A 25863-nucleotide genomic window follows, 5' to 3' on the forward strand; every position below is an offset into this window, starting at 1 on the left:
CTCCCACTTATCCCCATCAATAAAATATGTATAGTTGGCATCCTTCCATCATTGATTTACTAGAAGAAAAAAAATATTCACAAATAATTGATCATTACCAAGAAATTATCAACACAAAGCCTGATAATGTCATTAACTATTGGTATTTAGGATTAGCTTATTTATTAAATCAAAACTTAGAAAATGCCCAAGCTACTTGGTTATTCTGTTTGTCTAATGTAGAAGAATCTGCATACGATCAAGCCATAGAAACCCTTAAAAATATTCTTGAAACTGAAGCACTCCGACAATTATATTCTAGTAATTATTCCCTAAGTTTATTAATCCGACAACAGATAGAAGATCTTGACGAGACTGATGTTAATAATCAACTACATATTATTAATTTGGAGCTACTATTAGATGATTTTAATATAGAAAATATTTTACATTATGACATTATCAATAAAATAAAAAATAGCGCTCCTGATACTCTAAATTTATTACTACTTTTAACTATTTTAGAAGATATTTTAAAAAAATATACCCATGGTTTAAGTGTATTATTAGCAGAATCAATTTTACACTATTCCCAAGGTAATCAAGAAGTAGTAAATAAAATAAAAGGTGTAGCTATATTCATGGGAGAAGAAAAAAATCATCTTAGTTATGCTATTGATTTGTTAGAAGTTTGTCATTATTTTAATCCTCAAGATAAAAGTATTTTTATTCATCTTAATAAATTTTATGAACGAGTAAAAAACTATGACAAACAACTGGAAATATGTCAAAAATATTACCATCAAGCTAATACTTATATAGATAAACTTAGTAGTATTAATTGCTTATTATCTTATTATCGCACCATGGGAGATAGAGATAATTTTGCCCAGTTAGTCGGGGAACAAAGTCAATTATATGAACAAATAGAAGCAAAAATAGATAGTTTAAAAGACGAACAAAATAAAGAGATTATCATCATAGGAATAATTGACTTTTTTTATTGTCAGGATTTGCCACAATATAACCGTAATTTAATTAATAAAGTTGCTCAAGTTTTTCAAGATATTAATAAACCTTGTTATCCTAATTTTGTTTTTCAATACCAACATCAAGAATGCCTATTACCTCCCAAAATTGAAGCAGATCAAGGGCAATGTTATCCTTTAAAATTAAGAATAATAGAACCCAAAAAAGTTTTAAAAATTGGTTATATCGCCCATACTTTTAATAATCATGCCGTAGGTTATATTTCCCGTTGTTTAATTCGTAATCACGATCGCACCAAGTTTGACATCAATCTTTACATGACTCAGGGCAAAATCGATGAAATAACCACCAAAGACTTTCAACCCTATGTTTCTCAAATATTTAGGGGAAATAGAAATGTCAGGGCGTTAACTGAAAAAATTTATGACGATGACATCGATATTTTAGTAGATTTAGACAGTGTAACTCAAAACTTAACCTGTACTGTTATGGCTGTAAAACCAGCACCAATTCAGGTAACATGGTTAGGTTTAGATGCCAGTGGCATACCCAATATTGATTATTTTATTGTTGATCCCTACGTTTTACCAGAAAATGCCCAAGAATATTATCAAGAAAAACTATGGCGTTTACCCCATAATTATTTAGCCATTGATAACCTTGAAATAGGAGAAAAAACTTTAACCAGAAAACAACTTAATATCCCCGATGATGCAGTTATTTATCTTAATATGCAAAATGCCGCTAAACTTAATTCCCATATTGTTCAAATGCAAATGGAAATTATCCACCATGTTAAAAATAGCTATCTTCTTTTTAATGTGAGAAAAGATGAAAATGTCTTAAAAAAATATCTTTATTCCCTCGCCCATAAGTTTCAAGGGGTGAAAGATAGAATCAGATTTATTCCTAGTTATCCTCCTGCTATTTATCGGGCAAACTTAGCGATCGCAGATATAATCTTAGATACTTACCCTTTTAATGGTGCCGTAACCGTTTTAGATAGTCTGTGGCAAAATATCTCCCTAGTAACAAGGGTAGGGCAACAATATCACGCCCGACAGGGTTATAGTTTTTTAAAAAATTTAGGTATAGAAGAAGGTATTGCTTGGACTGACCAGAAATATATAGAATGGGGTATCAAATTTGGTAATAGTGGCAAATTAAGAGAGAAAATTAGACAACAATTACAACAATCAAAATTTAATTCTAGTCTATGGAATACTGAACAATTTACCAGAGATATGGAAAAAGCCTATCAACAAATGTGGCAAATTTACTTAAAAAGTATAGGGTAATAAAAAAATAAAGATGAAACATCACTATCAGCAATGGTTATCAAAAGTCACCCCAGAGGATTTTAGCCCAAATTATCATAATTTAATAGATTACTATCTAAGGGCGATCGAAACAAATCCCGATATAGTTACTAATTACTGGTATTTAGGATTAGCTTATTTATTAGATGAAAATTTAACCCAAGCCCAAGAAACATGGTTTTTTATCTTCGCCCAAGCAGCAGAAGAGTTACAACCATATTCCCAAGAATTATTAGAAATACTCAATTTAGAAGCCCTCAGACAAGAAAAATTATCCCATACCAAACTCCACTTATTAATTTGCCAACAAATAGCAGAAATTGACCCCGAAAATATTAATAACCTTCTTACAGTTGTTATCCTACAAATAAAATTACAAGAGTTTGAGATTAACCAATTAGAAGAATATAATCTAAAAGAATTAATCGCTACAGCAGATAAAGATAGTATTGATTTTGCCCTCATTCTTGATTTTATTCCTCATATCTTAGAATATCCTTACGAACAAACTGTTTTATTAATCCAATCAATCCTGACATATACCCAAGGCAATGAAACAATAATCACTGAAATTGTTAATCTCGCCACCGACATAGAAAGAAAAAAACAATACACTATTTATGCCATTCGTTTACTAGAAGTTTGTAACCTATTTCCCCATCAACAACTAGATATTTATCGCAACCTATATAGTTTTTATAAAAAAACCAAAGACATCGACAAACTTATCGCTATTTGTGAACAATATCGAGATAGAAGCCATAATTTCTCTGATAAACTAGAAAGCCAGAATTTACTACTTAATACCTATCTCACCGTCGCCCAATGGGATAAAGCCTTAATCTTAGCTGAACAACAGTACCAATTATATGAAGATATAGAAAATCATATCGAAGACTTAAAACAATCTCAGAGTAAAGATAGTTTTATCATTGGTGGCATTAACTTTTGGTATCTCAAAGATGATCTTAGCTATAATCGTAAGCTAATCAATCAAACTGCCAAAATATTTCAACAGGTTAATCAATCAAATTATCCTTCATTTACCTTCCATAAACCTCAAAAAAAAGAAAAGCTAAAAATAGGCTATCTCGCCCATACCCTAAAAAATCATTCCGTTGGTTTTCTCTCAAGATGGTTAATGCTTTATCACGATAAAGAAAACTTCGATATACATTTATACATGAATCAAAATCGTGAAGATGACATCACCGAAAAATGGTTTAAACCCCACGCCTCAAAAATAACTAAAGTTCAAAAAGATACCCGTAGTTTAATTAATGCTATCTACGATGACAAAATCGATATTTTAGTAGATTTAGACAGTTTAACCTTAAATAGCTCTTGTTTGGTAACTGTGGCAAAACCAGCCCCCATTCAAGTGACATGGTTAGGCATGGATGCTACAGGAATACCAAATATAGATTATTTTATTGCCGATGATTATGTAATTCCGCCCCAAAGCGAACAACACTACCAAGAAAAAATTTGGCGATTACCCCATACTTATCTGGCGGTGGATGGTTTTGAAATGGCTAACCCTACTTTAAAAAAAGCTGATTTAAACATTCCAGAATCTGCCGTTATATTTTTAAATGTGCAAAATTCTGCAAAACTCAATCCCCATTTGGTTAACCTACAAATGCAAATTATTAGTCAAGTAGAAGATAGTTATTTGATTTTTAAAGTAAAACAAGATGAGACAAGGTTAAAAAAATATATCTATGAATGTGCTGATAAATTTGATAATGTTCAAGATAGATTAAGATTTATTCCCTATGATGAAACCGTAGAACTACATCGGGCAAATCTGGCGATCGCAGATATTTTCCTCGATACATATCCCTACAATGGCGCCACCACAACCCTCGAGGCACTATGGGCAGAAATCCCCACTGTGACTAGGGTAGGAGAACAATTTGCCTCCCGCAATGCTTACGGATTTATGATGAATGCCAACATTCAAGAAGGTATTGCGTGGACAGATGAAGAATACATAACATGGGGTGTAAAACTAGCGAAAAATGAAAATTTAAGGAGAGACATTAGCTGGAAATTAAGGCAATCTAAACGAAAATCTCCCTTGTGGAATAGTAAACAATTTACCAAAGAAATGGAAAACGCTTATCAGCAAATGTGGCAAATTTATCTCGAGGAGAATCAATAAATGTTTAATGTTGATAATAGTATTGATGATTTTTTACAAAATCAAAAATATCAAGAACTACAAGAACTTTTAGAAAAAAAAGTCGAATTAGAGCCAAATAATTTAATTAGTTATATTTATTTAGGTTTAGTTTATTTTCTCCTCAATCAAAAAGAAGAAGCCCAAGCAACTTGGTTTTTAATTCTCATGGCAGAAGATGAATTTGCCTCAACAAAATTAATAAAAATTTTAGACCAAGAAGCACACCGACAATGGAAATTTAATAATTATCAACTATCCTATAACTTAAGAGAAATTATCAAAGATAATAATCCATATCTAGTCAATAATTTATTATTAATGGCAGAATTAGCGATTAACTTAAAGATAATTAATAATGATTATTTAGTCAATCTATCTTTAGTAGAAGCCATTAAAAATACACACAAAAAAGATATAGATACAGATATTTTATCCTCTGTTTTTGCACAAATTTTAGACTTTCCCTTTTTAATTAATATTGATTTAGCTGCCGCTATCCTTGAAAATCAAAATGGAGATAAAAAATTACTCCAAATTATTTCCGATAAAGCCTATAAAGTTGGGCTAGAAAATAATTACTTATACTATGGTGCAGAACTGACAAAAATTTGCTTAGAATATCAACCTGATAATTTACCTTTAATAAAACAAATATATAAATGCTACGATGGTGCTGAAGATTTTCATAAATTAGAAAAAACAGCCTTAAGTTTTATTAAATATAGTACCAATGACCTAGAAAAATTATACGGTGTTTATTTATTAATGCGAGGAACTATTCAAGCAGGAAAATGGAATAACTATTCAAAGATATATCAAGACTATTTCTCTTTACTATCACAATTAAACTCCTATGAAAATAATAACAAAAATGAAATTTTTGACGGATATATAGAGTATATGTTAGTTTCTATCTGTCACTTTCTATTCTATTTTAATGATAGTCCTCAAATTAATCGAAAAGTCATTAATCAAGTATCGAATTTATATCAAAAATTAACAAAGAAACGTTATGGAGAACTATTAGCAAATTCTCCTCCTGTAACAAAAAATATTTCTAAACAGAAAAAACTAAAAATAGGGTTGGTTTCCGAAGCTCTTAGAGTCAATTGTGTAGGAATTTTAAGTCGTTGGCTTATAGAATATATGGATCGAGATAAATACGATATTTATGTATATAAAGTAAAAGGCAGAGAAGATTTTTTTACCAATGAATGGTTTAAAAATAAAGTTACTCAATACTATTGTTTTGATGAAATAAAAGACACCTATGAGCAAATCAAGAAAGATGAAATAGATATTCTCATGGAGTTAGATTGTTTTACCAATAGTTTTACCAATGCTTTAATGACATTAAAACCAGCACCCATTCAGGTTAGTTGGTTAGGCTTAGATTCTACAGGGATACCAGCCATTGATTATTTTGTAGTGGATTCTTATGTGTTACCTGATAATGCCCAAACTTATTATCAAGAAAAAATATGGCGTTTACCCCATACTTATATTGCTGTTGATGGTTTTGAAGTAAATACTCCATCTTTAACAAGAGAAAGTTTAGGTATCTCAGACAGTGCCATTATCTATTTGAGCTTACAAACAGGTTTCAAAAGACATCCTGACTACATTCGTTTGCAAATGAAAATCTTACAGCAAGTTGCTGATGGTTATTTTCTGGTTTCGGGGTATAGAAATGAATGGAGTATGAGTAATATTAAAAATTTATTTACAGAAATAGCCCAACAAGAGGGGGGAAATCCCGACAGAATTAAGTTTTTACCCTATATGCCGTTACAAGATTATCGAGCTAATTTGCTTATCGGCGATGTAGTTTTAGACACATATCCTTTCAATGGTGCAACCACAACCCTAGATGCTTTATGGTTAAATATTCCCCTCGTCACTAGGGTAGGGCAACAATTTCATGCCCGTCAGGGTTATACATTTTTACAAAATTTGGGTATCACTGAAGGTATTGCTTACACTGATGAGGAATATATTCAATGGGGAGTTAAGTTTGGTACGGATGAAGAATTAAGAAAAAAAGTATATTGGAAATTAAAGGAGTCGAAAAAAACTTCTCCTTTATGGAATGGTAAACAGTTTGCCAGAGAAATGGAAAAGGCATATCAACAAATGTGGGAAATTTATCTTCAGGAAAATCAATAAATGACAAATTATCAACAAAAAATAGAACAGCTTTTAGGAGCTAAAAAATATGTAGAGTTAATTTCTTATTTAGAAGATAATATCGAGTATATTTCCCAAGATAAGTTAGGTATAAATCTATTTTGGGATGTAGTTCCCCAATTATTATTAACCCAAAGACAAAAAGCCTTAAGTCTGGTAGAAAAAGCAATTAATTATGTCAATGATATTGATGAATGCGTCAAGAAACTTGATCATGTTTACCAAAGATCAAAAAGTAAATTTCCTGATTTTTCTCTTCAGTTATTAGAACTATGTATAAACATAAAACCCAATGATCTTTATTTAGAAAAAAATCTTGTTTGGCATTATATATTACTTGGAGATTATCAACAGGCCTTAACTTTAGCACAACAAATATATACAAAAGCAGATAATTTAGGTCTGAAAGTTTACCTTCACTATTTAATTTTTGAAGTGATAACTGCAGGGGGAATGTGGGATATTCTTCCCCAATATTTAGAAGAATTTAAATTGAACTTATATAAAACCATTGAATCTCAAGTTGCTCCAAGATTTATTGAAGATGTTTTTGTAAGTATTACTCCTCCATTAATAGCAAGAGAAGATAATCTATCTCAAAATAGATTTTTACAAAATAAAATTGCTGAATTATTTACCAAAGAAACTAGAGCTAAATATTCATCTTTAATATTATCTTTATCGAAACAAAATCAAGTAAAGAAAGACAATATAAAATCAACAAAAAAGTTAAAAATAGGATATATTTCCAGTGCTTTGCGTCATAATCCTGTGGGTTATTTATCTCGTTGGTTGTTGAAATATTATGATCGTGATAAATTTGAGGTTTTTATTTATTTAATGAGTGACGATGAAGATGATATAACTCAACAATGGTTTTTTCAAAATGCTACTAAATATCGCAAATTTCCCATTGCTAATATTCCAGAAATAGTTAGCCAAATTAGTCAAGATGAATTAGATATTTTAGTGGATTTAGATTGTTTAACTAATCATAGAACTTCTCAAGTAATGACTTTTAAGTTAGCCCCTATTCAGGCAAGTTGGTTAGGTTTAGATTCTACGGGGATTCCTACCATTGATTATTTTATAGCGGATTCTTTTATTTTACCTAATAATGCCCAAACTTATTATCAAGAAAAAATTTGGCGTTTACCTAATTGTTATCTTGCGGTTGATGGTTTTGAAAGTGCCACACCTAAATTATTATCAAAGGTAGATGGGATAGTAAATGAAAATGCGATTATTTATTGGACAATTCAAACAGGATGGAAAAAAAGTGAAAAATCGTTAAGATTACAACTAAAAATTTTAAAACAAGTTGATAATAGTTATCTTTTTATTCAATGTAATGGTAATGATAAAAGTATTAGAGAAATTGTACAACAAGAGGGAGTGGACGTAAATAGAATCAAACTTTTGCCTTTTGTACCTCTCCTCAATTACAGAGCTAATTTTTTCTTAACGAATATTCTATTAGATAATTATCCTTTTAATGGGGCAACTAGCACTCTTGATGCTTTATGGTTAAATATTCCCCTTGTCACTAGAGTCGGTGAGCAATTCCACGCCCGTCAGGGTTATACTTTTTTAAAAAATTTAGGTATCACTGAAGGTATTGCTTACACTGATGAGGAATATATTCAATGGGGAGTCAAGTTTGGTAAGGATGAGGAATTGAGAAAGAAAGTATATTGGAAACTGAGACAATCTAAGAAAACCTCTCCCCTCTGGGATGGTAAGCAGTTTACTAGGGAGATGGAAAAGGCATATCAACAAATGTGGGAAATATATTTGAGAGAAAATGCAAGTTAAATGCCTCTTAGCTTATTCTTGATATAATTATTTCCATGCCGGGATTGAAATCAATCTAAAAGAAATATGTTAACCTTACCTCGTAAAAAATTTGCTATCGAAGAATATCATCAAATAATCACATCGGGCGTGTTGAAAGAAGATTATTTAATTGAGTTAATTAATGGGGAAATTTTTGAAATGTCACCAGTAGGATTTAAACACGCTTCTTGTGTCAAAAAAATCAATTATTTATTTGCAGAAAAGTTAGGCTCAAAAGTTATTATAGGGGTACAAGATCCGATTAAACTTAATAATAATTCTGAGCCACAGCCTGATATTGTTTTATTGAAACCTCGCAAGGATTTTTACGCAAATGACCATCCTACCGTTGAAGACATTTTCTTATTAATTGAAGTGGCTGATAGCAGTATAGACTACGATCGCACCTTTAAAATACCTATCTATGCAGAAAATAAAGTTCAAGAAGTGTGGTTAGTGGATCTCAATCAAAACCTATTAGAAGTATATCAAAATCCCCAGAAAAACTATTATCAGAATATAACAAAACTCTCTTCTGAAGATTCTTTAACCTTGAGTCAACCAGAAGCTATCACCATAAAACTCGATCGCATCTTGTTTTAGTTACTTCATTAGAATGCGAACTTTTTGAGGCAATCATTTGATTAGACTCATCAAACGCCAATAAAATTTTTATCTTATTATTTTATGGATAATATTAACAATTTTGACATCCTCAAATTTTATCAAGAAGGCAAAACAGTTCAGCTAATTACTACTTGTGAAAAATATATTTCTTTTTATCCTGATGAAATAAATAATTATTGGTGTTTAAGTGCTGCTTATTTATTAAATAATCAAATAGATATGGCTCAATCTATATGGATGTCGGTGTTGTGGGAAAGTGATGATATAGACAAAACAACTCAAGAATTAGTATATTTTATCCACAAATTAGCAAGAGAATTAGTTATATCAAATTATTATCAAGAAGCTAAATTATTTTATGAACAGTTGATCACTTTAGATGAAGATAATTTACTCAATTATAAATGTTTACTTGATTTAAATTTACAAATAAATAATCAAGAAGAAGCAGAAATTATTTTTAAGCATCTAATCAATTCTAATTATTCAGATCATGCTATTTATTTAGAATATGCTCAATTTTTAGCGAAACAATATCGTCACGAAGAACTATTTTTAATCTTGAAGCAAGGTATTAAAAAATTCCCTTTCGAGCAAAATTTATATTTGGCGATGGTTCAATTTCTTAAGAATAATGGTAGGGCAAAAGAGGCGATCGCCTTTGCTGAACAAGGTTTAAAATTAAATCCTGATAATATAATTTTTCAGTTAGAAAATGCCAAAATATTACCAATTATTTATGAAAGTGAAGAAGAAATAGAGTTTTATAGAAAAAGATTTACTGAGCATTTAGATAATATCTCTCAAAATTTGTGTCTAAAAAATGAAATGGAGAAAAAAATTGCTTTAACGGCTATTAGTTTAAGTACAAATTTTTATCTTCAATATCAAGGTAAAAATGATCTCAAGATTCAAAAAAAGTATGGCGATTTATTAGAAAAAATTACTAAAGCTAATTTTGCTACAACTAGCAAATATAAAGTAAACAATGATAAAAAAAGAAGAATTAAGATAGGTATTATTTCTTGTCATTTTAGAGATCATAATGGAGCTAATTGGGCATTAGGATGGATTAAGTCTTTAGATAAAAACAAGTTTATTATTAATTGTTACTACTTAGAAATTACAGAAGATTATATAACAAAAGAATTTATCAAATATAGTGACAATTTTTATTTTTGTTCATCAGACTTGAAAACAACTATAGAAACAATTAACAAAGATCAGTTAAATGTTTTAATTTATACAGATATAGGAATGAAACCTATTACGAATATTTTGGCAAGTATTCGTTTAGTATCAATTCAGTGTGTTACTTTTGGGCATCCAATTACTTCTGGTTTATCCACCATAGATTATTACATATCCAGAGAGTTAATGGAAACGGAGAATAGTAAAAATTATTATACAGAAAAGCTCATTTTGTTACCAAATAATGGTTTTTATTTAGAAGATATAAATTTACCAAAAAAAGTGACAAACAGAGAAACATTTGGTTTTGATCATAATTCTATCCTTTATTTATCCACTCAATCTTTATTTAAATATTTACCACAATTTGATTATATTTACCCTGAAATTGCTACTCAAATTCCTTTAGCTAAATTTATTTTTATTGAATTCCCCATTAGTAAATATGTTAATCATTTATTTAGAAAAAGATTAAAAAAAGCCTTCGCTAAATATCATTTAAACTATCATGACTATTGTATTATTTTACCTCGTTTAAATGAAGAAAAATTTATGAGTTTACATATGGTGGGAGATATTTTTTTGGATACATTTACTTGGTCAGCTGATAATACTTGTAGATTAGCTGTTAGTTGTGATTTGCCCGTTGTAACTTATCCAGGAGAGTTTATGAGAGGCAGACATTCTTACGGAATTTTAAAAATGATTGATGTGAAAGAGACTATTACTTATTCAGAAAAAGAGTATATCGAGATGGCGATAAAACTAGGAAATAATTTGCAATGGAGACAAAAAATAATTAATAAAATGAAAAAAAATAAACATAAATTGTTCTATGATTTAGATTGTATTCAAGGATTAGAAAAATTTTTGACGAATATTGTTACCCATGAAATTTAATGTAGAAAAATGAATCAAAAATCTGCCATTGAAACATTTTTAGAATGTGACAATTATAATGAATTGGTTACTTTTTATGAACAAAAGCTAGAAAAAAATTCAGAAAGTTATGTTAATTATATCTATTTAGGTCTAGCATATTTATTAAATGAAAATCAACTGGAAGCACAGACAACTTGGTTTTATCTGTTCACTCAAGAAAACCCAGAATATTTTGATGTACTAATTACAGTTTTGGATCAAGTAATCGTAGGTTTGATTAATTATAATCGCTTTAACCCCGCTGTTTTAGCATATGGAAGTTTAAGGGCGATCGCACCTCATTACAAACAATTACAGTTAAAATCCAATAATCTTATTAAAAACTGGATTGAAGAAGCCATAAAATTAAGTAAAAATGGTTTACTTAACGACGCTAAACATCAATATCAATTAATTATTAAATTTGAAGATAATCAAAGTTATATATGGCAAGACTTATCTTTAATTCATTATCAATTATCAGAATATATACAGGCTTATCAAGCTATTTTACAAGGGATTAATTCTGAACCTGAAAATTATCTTAACTTCTATTATGGAGCAATATTTTTAGAAAAAGTTAATAATATTGAAGATGCAATAAAATTATATCAACAATCTATTAAATTAAATCCTAACCATCTGGATAGCTATAATAATTTAGGAAATCTACTATTAAATAATAATCAAATAAAACAAGCAGAAAAATATTATCTATTAGCATTTAATGTTGATAATAAATACTTTGGTACTTGCCTTAATTTAGGTAATTTATATTTAAAAAGTGATAGAATTACCTTAGCCTTAGATTATTATAATCAAGCTCTAAAAATTAGCCCAACTTATGAAAACTTTTTGTGGATAGTTAACAATATTCGCTCTTTTAATTATATTCAAGAATCTATTAATTTTGCTCGTCATAATTGTTCTTTATTGCCTTACAATTTATTTGCTTCCCTAGAGTGCGATCGCATCTTACCTTTTGTATATCAAAAAGAAGAGGAAATAAATAATTATCGCCAGAGTTTAACAAGATTTTTACAAAAAATATCTGAGATAAATTTAGATATAAAAAATAATAGTTTATTTGCTTTACAATTAATAGATACTCACACTAACTATCATTCACATTATCAAGCTCAAAATGACCTAGAATTACAAATATTGTATGGTAATTTCATTCATAAAGTAATGACAATTAACTATCCTAGCTATTGTCAACCACTTAAAAAAAATAAACATCCAGAAAAAATAAGAATAGGTTATATTTCTTACTGCTTAAGATCCCATGTTGTGGGCAAATTATCCTTAGGATGGATAAAATATCATAATCAAAATAAATTTGAAATTTACTGTTATTATTTGGGGGATTTTTCTGAAGATAAAATAACCCAAGAATTTAAACGGCATAGTAAGAAATTTTATCATTTTAAAGATGATACTAATATCGAAATTATTGCTCAAACAATAAAAGATAATGAGCTAGATTTTTTAGTATTCTTGGACTTAAGTATGTATCCCAGAATGTCTCAATTAGCAGGATTAAATTTAGCTCCGATTCAATGTGTTACTTGGCTTCACCCTATCACATCAGGAATTCCTACTATTGACTATTTTATTTCTAGTGAATTAATTGAAAAAAATAATACTAATAATCATTACTCAGAAAAATTAATTAAATTACCTAATCTAAGCATTTATTATTCTTCAAAAAACTCAGAAGTAGATAAAGATAAAGCTAAATTTAACTTGAAGCATGAAAATATTATTTATATTTCTTCTCAATATTGTTCCAAATATTTACCACAATATGATTATGTCTATTCAGAAATAGCAAAAAAAGTAAAACATTGTCAATTTGTTTTTATTCATCCCAGAATTAATAATAACAACGATAAAATTACGCCTCAGTTATGGGAAAGAATTAAACAAAGTTTTAGTAACTATCAATTAGATTGGCAAGATTATTGTATATTTTTACCGACTATTAAAAATTCCAAAGATTACAAACAGTTATTAAAAAGTTGTGACATATTTCTTGATACTATTGGCTTTACAGGATTTAATTCTACCCTCGATGCTTTAGAGTTTTTCTTACCTGTTATTACCCATTCAGGTGAATTCTTCCGCACTCGACAATCAGAGGGTATTTTAAAAATGATTCAAGTGACAGATACTGTTGCTGATAATGTAGAAGATTATATAATAAAGGCGATCGCCCTTGGTACTAATAATGAATTAAGACAAAAAATAAGTGATAAAATAAGGAGAAATATTAATTTATTATATGAAGATTTAACTTCGGTTAAAGCCCTAGAAACCTTCTATTTAGATACCGTCAATAATAATTGATCAAAACTAAAAATTACAGTTCCTCAATTCCAATTAGAGTATTATATTTATCCCATTGTGAATACACTGGGGGATATTTTTAATATCGAGCCATTGATTAATCTATTCAAAAAAATAACTTTTAATAATAACCCATGGATAGTCAAAAATTTTTACAACTGATTCCCGAAATATTTGATTTTGATAATCTTGAATCTATCGAAGCGAAAAAAGTTCAGATAGCTTCTATTTTAAATAAAGTTGATAGTGCTATTAATCCCTATATTTTTTTGTTACTTAATACCGCTATTAGTTGTTTAGAAGAAAACGAAATATATTGCGAAATATTAAAACAATCTAGCACTACTTTAATTCCTATTTTAGAAAGTAATCCTCAATTAATGGCCTACGGAATTATTGATAATGAAACTATTAATATTGATGATGTTAATTATACCTTTGAATCATCCAACTATAGTGATCAAGTTTGCATTTATGAAGGAGATGTGACAAGTTTTTGTGAAGATTTACAGTCTTTAAATAGCGAAGATAAAATAGGTTTATTTCACCTAAATGGAAATAGATCTTATCGAGAAATACTGTTAGCTTTAATGAATATCAGACCATTATTAGCAGAGGAAGCCTTTATCATAATTTCTCAGACAGAAAATGAAGCAACAAAAAATGCTATTTCTGATTTTCACAACTTTAATAATAGTGACAATATTCACGAATTATTAGTTGTCAGTCCAGAAACAAAATCTTATCATTTCATGGAGCAAGAATTAGTAATTTTGCTGTATCGAAATAATGTAATTAGTAAACAAATTAAAAGAATCAATAACGCAGGATTAACTAAACTTGATCAGGCAACAGAAAATCATAAAAAAACCCTTCTTCATGTGGGTTGTGGTCCTTCTAATCCTAATGCTTTACCCCAAGATTTTCGAGGAGACGACTGGGTAGAAATTCGCTTAGATATTAACCCTAACGTACAACCTGATATTATTGGTACTATTACTGATTTAAGCGGTGTTCCTGATAATAGTGTAGATGCGGTTTATTCTTCCCATAACTTAGAACATATCTATAATTTTGAAGTACCCATCGCCCTTGCTGAATTTAAAAGAGTTTTAAAAAATGGCGGTTTTATCATGATTACTTTACCCGATATACAACAAGTTGCAACTCATGTCGCTTCGGGAAATTTAGAGAATCCCCTTTATATTTCTCCTGCCGGACCTATTTGTGCTATTGATATTTTGTATGGTTTAGGTACAGCTTTAGCAAGAGGTAATTACTATATGGCACACAATACTGGTTTTACTCAAGAAACTTTGACCGAAAAAATACTAAAACAAGGTTTTCACGATGTAAAGGTTACAAAAGGTCAAAATCTCGACTTATGGGCAAAAGGTTATAAATAGTTATTACATTTATGCACAATCAAATTTAATTACCCTATTGATCATGAAGTATAATGAAAAAGTTTGCGATCGCCCTTATTAAGTCAAAACTTCACCATAAATGTTTGCTAGAAACTCAGGAAGCGATTCACTATACCTTACAAGATATGGGTTTCGACAGCATTTTAACAGATAATTTGGCACAGTGCGATCGCCAATATATCATTTTGGGAGTTAATAATTTACTTTACCCGAATCAGATTGAATTACCCCCTAATTCAATTATTTATAACCTTGAACAAATCTACCCCCAATCCCCTTGGATACAATCAGGTTATCTCGATTACCTATATCAATATCCTATCTGGGATTACAGTTTATCAAACATCGCCCAATTAAGAAAATGGGGTATTAACAAAGTTCAACATTTACCCATAGGCTACCATCCCTGCCTAACGAACATTCCTCAAAATGATAATCAAGATATTGATGTGTTGTTTTATGGCTCAATTAATGAACGTCGTCAAAAAATTATTGATAGTTTAGAAGCAAAAGGAATAAAAGTTAAAGCACTTTTTGGAGTTTATGGAAAAGAAAGAAATCGTTATATTTCCAGAAGTAAAATTGTTTTAAATATGCACTTTTATGAAGCTCAGGTTTTTGAAATCGTTAGGGTATCTCATTTGTTAGCCAATCAAATTTTTGTGATTTCTGAAAGAAGCAGTAATTCTGAGGAAGAAAAATATTTTCAGGGAGGTTTAGTCTTTTGTCCATATGAAAATTTAGTTTCTACTTGCCTAGATTATTTAAGCAGAGATAAAGAACGAGAAATTATTTCTAAAAATGGTTATCATTTATTTAAAGATTGTTCATTAAAAGAATACTTAAATCCTTTAATTAACTCTATTTCTCATAATAATAACCACCAGTTTATTAAAGATTTTTATCGTAAAAATCAGGCCAAAAATGCTTTTCATCAAGGTAATTATCAAGGGGCGATCGCACTCTATGAACAAAGTTTACAAATTGATCCAGACTGTTTAGAAAGTAATGTTTATCTTGCTTTAGGCTTCTTATATAATGGAGATGACCTAACCGCAGAATTAATTTTATATTCATTTATTGATGATAAAGAACAGAACGAGTATGAATTACACTTATTACAAGAAAAACTAATCCAAATACTACGTCAAGAATTAAATAAACATTTACAATCAAATAATCAAAAATTAGTAGATAAAATTAAGGTATATATTAACAGTTTATTATTTTAAATAGGGATGGTAATTATTATAATATGAAATATATAGCATTTTTTATAATTATGAGATACATTTATTATTCTCAAGTCCCCCTTATTAAGGGAGATTTAGGGGGATCATTTTGTACCCCGTAACCATGATAATTGCTATATTACAATTTCTATATATCATAATTAAAATGTTTTGAAATTAAACTAAAACTATTTTACAACAATGGAATATATTGAATACGACTTTCCTAATTATCTTAAATTGATTGATCAAGAAATAGACAAAAAAACTTATCTACCCGTAGTAGGAAACATTTATCTTGAAGTATTAAGCACCTTTCATGAAATATTAAATCCGCAAACTTATTTAGAAATAGGAGTAAGTCATGGCGATTCATTAAAGTTTGCAAATAATAGAATTATTGGAGTTGATCCTAATCCTAAAATTACCAATAATAATCAATATCTTATTCATCAGAAAACTAGCGATTTATTTTTTCAAGAAGATGCAGATAATTTATTTCAAAAAGAGAAAATAGACTTGGCATTTATTGATGGAATGCACTTATTTGAATTTGCCCTTAGAGACTTTATTAATACGGAAAAATATAGTCATAATAATAGTTACATATTAATTCATGATATTTTGCCCCGTTGTTTTTCTGAAAGTAGTCGAGCTAGGGTTACAATAGACTGGACAGGAGATATTTGGCGTTTAATAATAGGTTTAAGAAAATATCGCCCTGACTTAAATATAACCATTTTAGACTCTTATCCAACAGGTTTAGCTATTATTACGAACCTTAATCCTGAGTCTCAATTTTTAGTAGATAACTATGATGATATAGTAGAAGAACTATCAAAAATTAGTGCATTATCTTTTATCAAAGCAAGAGATTTAATTATGCATACTTTTTCCACCGAATTATATTTAATGAATTTTGCTTTTGAAAATACTTTATAAAATTTGAGTTATGAAAATTTTGTTTATTTCTCAAGGAAATTTACCAGAATATCAATGCGATTCCCTTTTTCACGGACTACGTTTACTTTTTGGAGATGACATAGTAGATGTAAATAAAATTTCGTATATGTATAAAAGTTTTCCAGAAGAAGCGAAAAAAAAATTATATGGTAGAGGATTTACTTTATATGGTTTATTAGAAGATATTTCAATTGATAGAACAAATATAGAATCAAAAATTATTAAAAAATATTTTGACCTAATTATCTATGGCAGTATTCAAAGATGTCAAGATTATCTACCTTTAGTATTGAATATTTATAGTCCTGATAAAATTTTTTTTATCAATGGAGAAGATCAACCGACAAATTTAAATTATCTTTTAACAAGGGGAAAATATTTTAAGCGAGAATTATATCAAGAAAATAGGTATTTATTTCCCATCCATTTTGCTATTCCAGAGGAAAAAATTATTAAAAATATAGATAATTTAGAAAAAATAAATTTTTTTGCCCCTTGTAATCCAACAGATAAAACTACTTATGTTTACGATACAGAAAAAGCATATTATCAACAATACCAAGAAAGTTTTTTCGGAATTACTATGAAAAAAGCAGGGTGGGATTGTTTACGACACTATGAAATTAGTGATCAAGGATGCGCCCCTTATTTTCTTGATATTAGAGAATTACCGTATCTAACTATGCACAGATTTCCTCGTTATGAGGTTTTAAAACTAATGCAAATTGCTGACCATTATTTAGAAACAGAAAGTTTAGATTTAGACAACTATTTGACCAGTTTTGAAAGTTTGTTAAACTATACAAAAAAGTATTTAACCACAAAAAGTCTAGCACAATATCTTGTAGAATTTATTTAATATCAAACAATACTATATTTAGTAAATAAGACAATTATATAAAATAAAATATAAATAACTTATCCTATAAATTTTTACAGAAAAATAAGAGAAATAATGTTTCATAATTGCTCCATATAAATCCATTTATTCCCCAACTTTTTCAACCAAAATATATAGAAAATTTTCCAATCTAACAATAACATTAATCAACTCATCATAAGCCAATTCCATAGACTTTGGTTGTAAAGAAACTAAATCATTTGGCTGAATAATTAACCAACGTTTAACTAACTCCTCTAAGGTAACATTATCTTTTTCCCAAAGAATAATTAAACAACTAGCAATATCACTTTCGATGTCAATATTTCCCTTAGCAGGAAACGAAATATAACGATTAAAAAGAAAGGATTGTTTAGTTTTAATAGCTTTTAATAAGTCCTCTTTTATTTTCTTATATCTTAAGCGAGGATGTAAAGAAATTTTAGCTGTTTCCCAATCTTTTTTATCCCAATTAATCACAGGATTTATAGAAGATTGAATATTATTATTAATACACCAAAAATCAATTAAACGATGAATAGGGTTTAATAATTCATAAAGAGACAATTCCTCTTCATGGGAAACCTCCCCCAGACCCAACTCCCAAATATCGGGTAAGCTATCAGGATTCTGAAATAAATCTCGAATATTCCATTTTCTCCACATTACCATACTCAAAAAACTCAAATGGGAAGACTTTAACATCTCTAATACTTGAGGAATAGTAAACCCTTTATCCCCTTGTAAAAGATAGTTAACTAAAATAGATTGTTTCTGTTTTTGAGGAGGTAAAGCCATGGAAGCAAATTTATTTTTCCATAATTGCTTCGCCCCCACAGAATCATTTAAACTATTGAAAGTTTCTTTTACTAACTCAACTTCTAAATCATCTGGGTTACTATCCATTAAACCCATATTTTTAAATAATTTTTGTAACCTAAAAAAGTTAAACCTTTGATAATAACTATGAAAATTAACCCTAATAATTCCTTGCTCATTAAGTAAAGATTGAAATAGTTTTAATACTTTTTCAGCATCAGGTAATAAATAAATAACTTCATCACAGTTAATATAGTCAAAACGATAATTTAATTTGTCAATATCTTCTATGGAAAGAGCATAAAATTCGGAGTTAGTAAAACCATGATGATTTAATCTTGTTTTCGCAACTTCTACAGATTTTGGAGATAAATCAATCCCGATAATTTTTGCCCCCGGATTGGCATAAGCTAAAAATAAAGAAGTCCATCCGCTACCGCATCCTGCATCTAAAATAACTTTATCCTTAGTATCAATTATTTTTTGTTGGGATAAATAATAAGAGGTGGTTAAATCATGAATAAATAAAGTGTCATAATATTCTTCGGGAGATTGTTCGATGGGAATTTGTGGATAGGGCAGATTGTCATATTGTTCCTGTAATGATTTTGTGTTGTCTTGATTCATATAATGAAATTTAAAAATTAATAGTTATTTTTTAGTTTTACCACGAACTAATTATAACAATTAGGTCTATGCAAAATGACATAATTTTTATAAATATGGATTCGCTTTTTCTATTGAGTAGAACAATTAAATATTTTAAATACTTAATTTATCCTTAACTAATCCTCCTAGACTTTGCCACTGATCAAGAGTAAAATTTACAAAATTAATATGTAAATTATCTGATAATTCTACTCCCTCACTTAACATTAAATTCATGGCTATTTCTGAAAAAAACAAGCCTACTTCTTCTTGATCTGCATTATTAAGATTAACTAATAAAGTGTGACTTTCTTCTTCAGAAAGATTTATTAATACTTGAGAAATTTCTGAGGCTAATTTTTCTTGATCCGCCTTCCAATCAGGAAAGATAGCATAGTTATTACCATTACCATTAATAGTAACTAAATCCTCAAGATTAAGTTGATTAATGATTTCTTGACTTTCATTTTCAACGGTTATTTTTGCTGTTATTTTTGGGAGTAGTTGACTCCATTGTTGTTCATTTAAGTTATTAATTAGGGCAAAGTCTAAGATGTTTTCTAAGTCTAAATCTTCCTCCATCATCAAATTCATGGCAATACCAGAGAGGAATAAATTAGCGTCTTCTTCGGTGATGCCTGTGGTGTCAATAACGAGGGTTATTATGCCCTCACCCCCAACCCCTCTCCCAGAGGGCGAGGGGAGATTTGATCCCCCCCAACCCCCCTTACTAAGGGGGGAGTATTCGGCTAGGGTAGTGATAAGGTTGTATAATTCCTCGGTTAATGTTTCTTCATCGGTTTGCCAGTCAGGGAAGATTATATAGTTAATTGCTGTTAATTTGATTTTATCAGTGAATTTCTCTTTTAAGATATTTTGTCTTTCGACATGGATAGTAAAAAAATCTGTGTATTTATTAACTGTAAATTTTATATGAGGGTATTCTTCTCTCAAAATAATAGAAATGTCTTGCCAACTATGATCATCGCTGGAAATGACTGTAAAATATTGTTTATTTCCCTGTAAAAACAAGTCTATATTGATTGATTCTATAATTAGAATATCATAGTTATTATTATGTTTATCATTAGTAAATTTAACCTTATGTAAATTCTTTGAAGTCCCAAGATATTCTATAAGTTTTTCAAAATTATAGGGAATATAATTAAGAATGGATACCGTTATTCTTGGTAAATCTAAAAAATCTTCTACGTAACAATTAAAAAATTGAATATCAATAAAAATTGTCAAATTTTCTGTATATTTATGAATATATTGTACAGTTTGATATATTTCTATTCTTTTTTGTGCATATTGAGATTCGGAAAAAGAGTTGATTCTTTGAATTAAATTGCTATAGTAAATTTCGTTTATGAATTTTTCTTCTAAAATGTTTTCTAAATTTTCTTTATGTTTTTCGGGAGCGTAATTTTCTAAATATCTCTGATAGCTTCTTTTTTTATATTCTTCAATTAGTTCGGGATATTGGAGAAAATATTTAATTTTGTTGATTAATTGTTCAACATTCTCAAAAGATTCATATTCTTTTCCTTCCTCTAATAACAGATTCATTCCTGCTTCTTCTGCAAGGGTATCTGTTAACAAAAAACCACCTGCAGAAATAATCTCAAAAAAGCGTAAGTTTAAGTCTCCATTTAAGCTAATATTTAAGGAGATTTGGGCTTGAGAAAAGGCTTTTAATGAGTCTCTTTGAGATAGTCTTCCAGACCAAAAATTTGGTATTTGTTGATGTAAATATTCAAGTATTGCTTTTCTTCGGGGATGAAATTTACTAGCTTGTCCAACAAAAATTATTTTATTTGTAAAAAAATCTGGTTCAATGGTAGAATCCTCAAAGTCAATGATTTTTAAATCACCTTGAGGAGGATTGAGAAATAATCCGGGTAGCCAGTATAAATTAGGGATTCGAGCAAGGTAATAATACCAGAGATGATGACGTTTATGATCTGTGATGTAAAAGTCATATTCTTCTGATTTAGCATACTCTATCATTCTTTCTAAGGGTTTTACACCGTGTTGAGTATCCCCTAAAATTAGTATTTTTGGGCAATCTAAGGCTTTGACATTACGAGGAATTACGTTAAAAAATGAATCGACTTTGGCAATAAATAAATCTGGTTGCCAATTCGGATAGTTTTCTGTCAGTATTTCTTTTACATCATAAGATGTGCCTATAGGCAAATTAATAATTTTATCGGCTTGATCTGGGTAACTGGTAATATAAATTTCATCACGGGAAAAAATGGGATGTCTTTGACATTCAACATAAGACCAATGATGCGAGTAAAGTATTTTTTGTTTTGATAAATCCATTGGAAAAGAAATATTAACAATTTATTTTATATGTCTAATAATTATAATATTGTTAAGCATAAAAGGTATTACTATATTTTAATTATATAAATATTTTTCATATGTTGTGAACAAATAAAATTATTTTCAATAAATAATATCAATAGTAAATATATGCTATATAAAGAAAGAGCAAATAAAACACAAATTAATGCCATATTAGTAATCTTTAAACAAAGAGTTATTAATATTTACAAAGAAAACTTGAGCCAGTTAATTTTATTTGGTTCAAGAGCAAGGGGGGATGCTAAACAAGATTCAGACATTGATATTTTAATAGTTTTGAAAAATGTTAATCAAGATAAAAATAAATATGAAAAAATGATTAACTTAGTTTCTGATTTATGCTTAGAGTATAATTTTTTAATTAGTTGTGTTTATATTAGTGAATCTCAATTTAAGAGCGAAAAAAGTCCTTTAATGATTAATATTCATAAAGAGGGTATATTCTTATGAAGAATGAACAAAAATTACTGTTAGAAAAAGCTCAGGAAAGTTTAAGAGCATCTAAAATACTACTAGAAAATCAATTACCAGATTTTGCAGTGGCAAGGGCTTACTATACAATGTTTTATATCGCAGAGGCTTTTTTACTAAAACAGGACTTAACTTATTCCAGTCATAGTGCCGTTATTGCAGGATTTGGACGGGAATTTGCTAAGACAAAACGTATTCCCGTTGAGTATCATCGTTATTTAATCGAAGCACAACAGAAGCGTACTGAAGCTGATTATAATTTAAAACCAAATATTACTTTACAGGAAGCAGAAAATATTATTAACAAAGCCCAAAATATGCTTGATTTTACTAACAATAATATCGATATTATTTAATGTTTAATTCTTTAATTAGGGTTTGATTTTCATGGTTAATTTTTAGTTTTTTGGTAATGAGAGGTGTTAAGATTTGCCATTCTTGCTCTGTCAAATCTCCCAATAAGGATATATTAATATACTCAGTTAAATATAATTCATATTCAAATAAGAGACTCATGGAAATTGCCGAAAATAATTCGGTGGCATCTTCGGGTAAGATTCCAGTGATATCAACTAAAAGAGTAATAGGCTTTTCTGGAGGTGTTTCCATTAATTGAAGGATAACTTCTAGTAATTCCTCGCCGATTTCTTCCTCAGAAATTGACCAATCGGGGAAAACAATTAAGTTAGTTTTACGGATATTTAATTTTTGGATTAATTGTTCGGCTTTATTTTTCTCGATACTATCTTTAATAATTGACCATAGATTATTTAAACTTTGTTCGAGGGAAAAATATTGTTCTATTCTTTTTCTTCCTGCTTCTCCTAATTTTTGAGCTAATTCAGGATTTTCAGCTAATTGAATCATATACTCCGCCATCCCGTCCACGTCTCCTTCATCGACTAAAAAGCCTGTTTCTCCCTCTATAACCACATCTTTGATTCCTGCGTGTCGGGTTGCTATTACAGGAATACCAGTGGCAGATGCTTCTATGACTGAGTTGGGTGTACCTTCTGAGTCTCCATAACTGGCGGTAACGGAGTGTTGCACAAATGCCCTTGCTTGTCGCATTTTTTCGGCTACTGCTGATTGAGGTAGAGAACCAGTAAACTCAATATTTTCGTAAATACCTAATGATTTGGCTAACATTTTACAGGATTCTAATAATACTCCCTCACCAATCATGATTAATTTAGCTTCGGGATATTGATAACATACTTGGGCAAAGGCAAGAATTGTTAAGGTAGGGGCTTTTTTATCAACAAAACGTCCAACAGTAATGAAGGTTAATGGTGGTTGTTGAGGATTGCATTGTTGAAATAGAGATAAATTGACACCATAGGGATTATAGTATAGTTTTTCTTTTACTGCCCCCAATGATAATAGTTGTTGTTCCATGTGTCGTGATACAGCAATGGTTGCCGATGCTTTTTGAAATAAATTAGGATAATATTTACCACTATTTTGTAATTCCCCATGATGGTAGGCATCAAAACCGTGAAAGTGAACAATTAAGGGTATATTTAGTTCTTGGCAAATATCCATGAGGGCAACCCCTACTCGTCCATATTCTGCTAAGATTGCGTCAACTTGTTTTTCAAGGAGAAATTGTTTTAGCTGTTCTCTGTTTTGTTGTAGGGGGAATGAGATACCGGGGATGTTAATGATTTCCGCAGGTAAATGATTGATATGGTTATGAATAAAGGTTTCTGAGTAGGCATTGGGGTTGACATGGGCTACAACAACGACATATTTATCACTTTTTTTGGGTAATTGTGACTGATTATTTGTGGGTGTGTTTTTTAAAAAAATATTTCTATCTTCTATCGCCCTATTTGGATGTTTCCAGTATGTTTCGCAGTATTTCTGCTCTGGAATGAAAACCTCACACATAACATTTTTTAATATTTCGGATTTTTGGATATTAAATCCATAATCTATCATTTCTTGTAAAAATCCGGTGATTGTATAACAATTATTGTTGTAAGCATAATGAGGTTTTATTTTCTCAAAAATGAGGTCTATGTTTAAACAAAGACACCAATAGTTATTGTATGTTTCTCCCCAAAATGTTTTTTCTATAACTCCGTAAAAAGATAGACCTTTTGCAGAAGCTATTTTTATAGTTTCTAGGGGAGATGCTAGTAATTTAACACTATCTTTAAAGATGTGAGCATATTTGTAATTACTAAATTTTTGCTTGGCTTGAATAACCGCTTGTACTAAGTTGGTATATTCTTGATTTTCTATTAAAGATATATTGTTGCTGAGGCAAAATTGTTTAAGTAAATCTATTGAATCTTTTTCTTGATTAGTTCCATCTGTAACAATCACAAGTTGACAATTTTCTAAAAACTTAACATTATCTAACCAAATATTTAGGAGTTTATTATTACCTGACCAATAAATAATTACAAGGTCAACATTTGATTTTTTGACATTTTCTTCATTATTTTTAATTTCTTTTGATTGCCATTGAGTTTGAGGTAGAAAAACTCTGCCTACTCCCTGACGATATAGATATTCTGCTTCGTCTAAAAGATTATTAGTTTCTTGAGGAGATTTCAAGTATTTACTACCTAAGTAATAGTCTGCAAATTGAAGTTGTTGTTTTTGATTGCTAGATAAGTTTTCTATGTCTTCCAATAAATCTGGTGCTCGAATTTGTATATTTATTAAACGTCCAAAATTAACGTTTTCTGTTTGACAGTTATCAGAAAGTTTATAGGATGCCTTATGGGTATTTAAATGAAAGTATTGACAACCAGCTTTTATTGAATAAGGAACATGAGAACCTAAACCATTACCACTAGAATATTTATGGAGCGAACATAGGTGATAAAATCTAAAAAGGAATAAAGGATCTGTTTTATATCCACAGGATACTATTCTTAAACCTTTATTTTGAAAAGGGATATGATTTCCTTGTCGAAAATCATTGTGATGAATGCAAACTGTTACAGGTTGGTATTGTTCGGGTAGGTTGGCTAATTCATCAGCCAAATTCTCCCAATTCGTTTTTACTTTTGCTAAGTATGATGAATGAGAAGGGAAAAAAATAGTGCCTTGTCTTTTCAGTTTACTGAAATCTTTTAGTAGCTCTGTAACATAGACAAAGGGAGCAGTTCCAAGAATTAGTTTTTTATCTATCTTATGATAAAAACAAGCATATTTGTATATTTCAAGTCTATGTTCTGGATATATGCTTATTATTGGTAGTGGATTTGTTAATTCACCTAATAAAACCATTTTTCCAGAAGTAATACCATGGGGAAAAATAATTTTTGGCTGAGTATCGGAAGGTCTTTGAGTATATTGATTGAGTATCAAATTTATTCCATAATATTCGTTCATCCAAAACAAAAAATTTGGATTTTCATTTCTGTACTGACATAGTTTATCTAAATCTTTTTGTTGTTCTAAAGTTTTTTCTAGGGTTAGCATAAAGATTTTC

16 protein-coding genes are annotated in these 25863 nt (G+C 29.4%); 13 read left to right on the forward strand and 3 right to left on the reverse strand.

Features of this window, described 5'->3' with window-relative positions:
• The first annotated feature begins 26 nt into the window (after positions 1-26).
• The 11 genes from AA637_RS14150 to AA637_RS14200 all read left to right on the forward strand — a co-directional run bounded on the left by AA637_RS14150 (position 27) and on the right by AA637_RS14200 (position 18071).
• The gene (locus tag AA637_RS14150; RefSeq protein WP_446683287.1) at positions 27-2267 is read left to right on the forward strand and encodes an O-linked N-acetylglucosamine transferase, SPINDLY family protein; all 2241 of its coding nucleotides are present in this window, start codon (positions 27-29) and stop codon (positions 2265-2267) included.
• 13 nt (positions 2268-2280) lie between these two features.
• Positions 2281-4455 carry an O-linked N-acetylglucosamine transferase, SPINDLY family protein gene (locus AA637_RS14155; RefSeq protein ID WP_446683288.1) on the forward strand — a complete coding sequence of 725 codons (2175 nt, stop codon included), beginning with the start codon at positions 2281-2283 and terminating at the stop codon, positions 4453-4455.
• Entirely contained in the window at positions 4456-6642 is a 2187-nt protein-coding gene (locus tag AA637_RS14160) for an O-linked N-acetylglucosamine transferase, SPINDLY family protein (protein WP_446683289.1), read from the forward strand. It abuts the gene before it with no gap.
• Positions 6643-8478, forward strand: coding sequence for an O-linked N-acetylglucosamine transferase, SPINDLY family protein (locus AA637_RS14165; RefSeq protein WP_446683290.1), 1836 nt, complete (start codon positions 6643-6645; stop codon positions 8476-8478).
• 66 nt (positions 8479-8544) lie between these two features.
• The gene (locus AA637_RS14170; RefSeq protein WP_446683291.1) at positions 8545-9102 is read left to right on the forward strand and encodes a Uma2 family endonuclease; all 558 of its coding nucleotides are present in this window, start codon (positions 8545-8547) and stop codon (positions 9100-9102) included.
• A gap of 243 nt (positions 9103-9345) precedes the next feature.
• Positions 9346-11217: an O-linked N-acetylglucosamine transferase, SPINDLY family protein gene (locus tag AA637_RS14175; protein WP_446683292.1), complete on the forward strand. Its 1872-nt coding sequence runs from the start codon at positions 9346-9348 to the stop codon at positions 11215-11217.
• A 9-nt stretch (positions 11218-11226) separates the two neighbouring features.
• The gene (locus AA637_RS14180) at positions 11227-13590 is read left to right on the forward strand and encodes an O-linked N-acetylglucosamine transferase, SPINDLY family protein (protein ID WP_446683293.1); all 2364 of its coding nucleotides are present in this window, start codon (positions 11227-11229) and stop codon (positions 13588-13590) included.
• 134 nt (positions 13591-13724) lie between these two features.
• Positions 13725-14996: a class I SAM-dependent methyltransferase gene (locus tag AA637_RS14185; protein ID WP_446683294.1), complete on the forward strand. Its 1272-nt coding sequence runs from the start codon at positions 13725-13727 to the stop codon at positions 14994-14996.
• A 53-nt stretch (positions 14997-15049) separates the two neighbouring features.
• Positions 15050-16249 carry a tetratricopeptide repeat protein gene (locus AA637_RS14190; protein ID WP_446683295.1) on the forward strand — a complete coding sequence of 400 codons (1200 nt, stop codon included), beginning with the start codon at positions 15050-15052 and terminating at the stop codon, positions 16247-16249.
• A 201-nt stretch (positions 16250-16450) separates the two neighbouring features.
• Entirely contained in the window at positions 16451-17191 is a 741-nt protein-coding gene (locus tag AA637_RS14195) for a class I SAM-dependent methyltransferase (protein ID WP_446683296.1), read from the forward strand.
• A 10-nt stretch (positions 17192-17201) separates the two neighbouring features.
• On the forward strand, positions 17202-18071 hold the full coding sequence (locus tag AA637_RS14200) for a hypothetical protein (protein WP_446683297.1): 870 nt from the start codon (positions 17202-17204) through the stop codon (positions 18069-18071).
• A 126-nt stretch (positions 18072-18197) separates the two neighbouring features.
• On the opposite strand, the gene AA637_RS14205 is transcribed toward AA637_RS14200, so the two are convergent.
• Both AA637_RS14205 and AA637_RS14210 read right to left on the reverse strand, forming a co-directional pair.
• On the reverse strand, positions 18198-19538 hold the full coding sequence (locus tag AA637_RS14205; protein ID WP_446683298.1) for a class I SAM-dependent methyltransferase: 1341 nt from the start codon (positions 19536-19538) through the stop codon (positions 18198-18200).
• A 135-nt stretch (positions 19539-19673) separates the two neighbouring features.
• Positions 19674-21893, reverse strand: a complete 2220-nt coding sequence (locus AA637_RS14210; protein WP_446683299.1) for a glycosyltransferase family protein — start codon at positions 21891-21893, stop codon at positions 19674-19676.
• Between the two features lie 153 nt (positions 21894-22046).
• Here AA637_RS14210 and AA637_RS14215 point away from each other — a divergent pair, with 153 nt between their 5' ends.
• Positions 22047-22388, forward strand: a complete 342-nt coding sequence (locus tag AA637_RS14215) for a nucleotidyltransferase domain-containing protein (protein ID WP_446683300.1) — start codon at positions 22047-22049, stop codon at positions 22386-22388.
• Positions 22385-22765 carry a HEPN domain-containing protein gene (locus AA637_RS14220; RefSeq protein WP_015219047.1) on the forward strand — a complete coding sequence of 127 codons (381 nt, stop codon included), beginning with the start codon at positions 22385-22387 and terminating at the stop codon, positions 22763-22765. The genes AA637_RS14215 and AA637_RS14220 overlap by 4 nt, the downstream gene beginning before the upstream one ends.
• On the opposite strand, the gene AA637_RS14225 is transcribed toward AA637_RS14220, so the two are convergent.
• Complete coding sequence (locus AA637_RS14225) at positions 22758-25853, reverse strand: glycosyltransferase (protein ID WP_446683301.1); 3096 nt, start codon at positions 25851-25853, stop codon at positions 22758-22760. The genes AA637_RS14220 and AA637_RS14225 overlap by 8 nt on opposite strands.
• Positions 25854-25863 lie beyond the last annotated feature (10 nt).

The organism is Cyanobacterium sp. HL-69, from assembly GCA_002813895.1.
GTDB lineage: Bacteria > Cyanobacteriota > Cyanobacteriia > Cyanobacteriales > Cyanobacteriaceae > Cyanobacterium.

Excerpts from the sequence above, each read along its gene's own strand:
- AA637_RS14210 (WP_446683299.1), bottom strand. The coding sequence starts at position 21,893 with ATGGATTTATCAAAACAAAAAATACTTTACTCGCATCATTGGTCTTAT.
- AA637_RS14185 (WP_446683294.1), top strand. The coding sequence starts at position 13,725 with ATGGATAGTCAAAAATTTTTACAACTGATTCCCGAAATATTTGATTTT.
- AA637_RS14215 (WP_446683300.1), top strand. The coding sequence starts at position 22,047 with ATGCTATATAAAGAAAGAGCAAATAAAACACAAATTAATGCCATATTA.
- AA637_RS14175 (WP_446683292.1), top strand. The coding sequence starts at position 9,346 with ATGGCTCAATCTATATGGATGTCGGTGTTGTGGGAAAGTGATGATATA.
- AA637_RS14170 (WP_446683291.1), top strand. The coding sequence starts at position 8,545 with ATGTTAACCTTACCTCGTAAAAAATTTGCTATCGAAGAATATCATCAA.
- AA637_RS14165 (WP_446683290.1), top strand. The coding sequence starts at position 6,643 with ATGACAAATTATCAACAAAAAATAGAACAGCTTTTAGGAGCTAAAAAA.
- AA637_RS14150 (WP_446683287.1), top strand. The coding sequence starts at position 27 with ATGTATAGTTGGCATCCTTCCATCATTGATTTACTAGAAGAAAAAAAA.
- AA637_RS14160 (WP_446683289.1), top strand. The coding sequence starts at position 4,456 with ATGTTTAATGTTGATAATAGTATTGATGATTTTTTACAAAATCAAAAA.
- AA637_RS14195 (WP_446683296.1), top strand. The coding sequence starts at position 16,451 with ATGGAATATATTGAATACGACTTTCCTAATTATCTTAAATTGATTGAT.
- AA637_RS14180 (WP_446683293.1), top strand. The coding sequence starts at position 11,227 with ATGAATCAAAAATCTGCCATTGAAACATTTTTAGAATGTGACAATTAT.
- AA637_RS14225 (WP_446683301.1), bottom strand. The coding sequence starts at position 25,853 with ATGCTAACCCTAGAAAAAACTTTAGAACAACAAAAAGATTTAGATAAA.
- AA637_RS14220 (WP_015219047.1), top strand. The coding sequence starts at position 22,385 with ATGAAGAATGAACAAAAATTACTGTTAGAAAAAGCTCAGGAAAGTTTA.
- AA637_RS14200 (WP_446683297.1), top strand. The coding sequence starts at position 17,202 with ATGAAAATTTTGTTTATTTCTCAAGGAAATTTACCAGAATATCAATGC.
- AA637_RS14155 (WP_446683288.1), top strand. The coding sequence starts at position 2,281 with ATGAAACATCACTATCAGCAATGGTTATCAAAAGTCACCCCAGAGGAT.
- AA637_RS14205 (WP_446683298.1), bottom strand. The coding sequence starts at position 19,538 with ATGAATCAAGACAACACAAAATCATTACAGGAACAATATGACAATCTG.
- AA637_RS14190 (WP_446683295.1), top strand. The coding sequence starts at position 15,050 with ATGAAAAAGTTTGCGATCGCCCTTATTAAGTCAAAACTTCACCATAAA.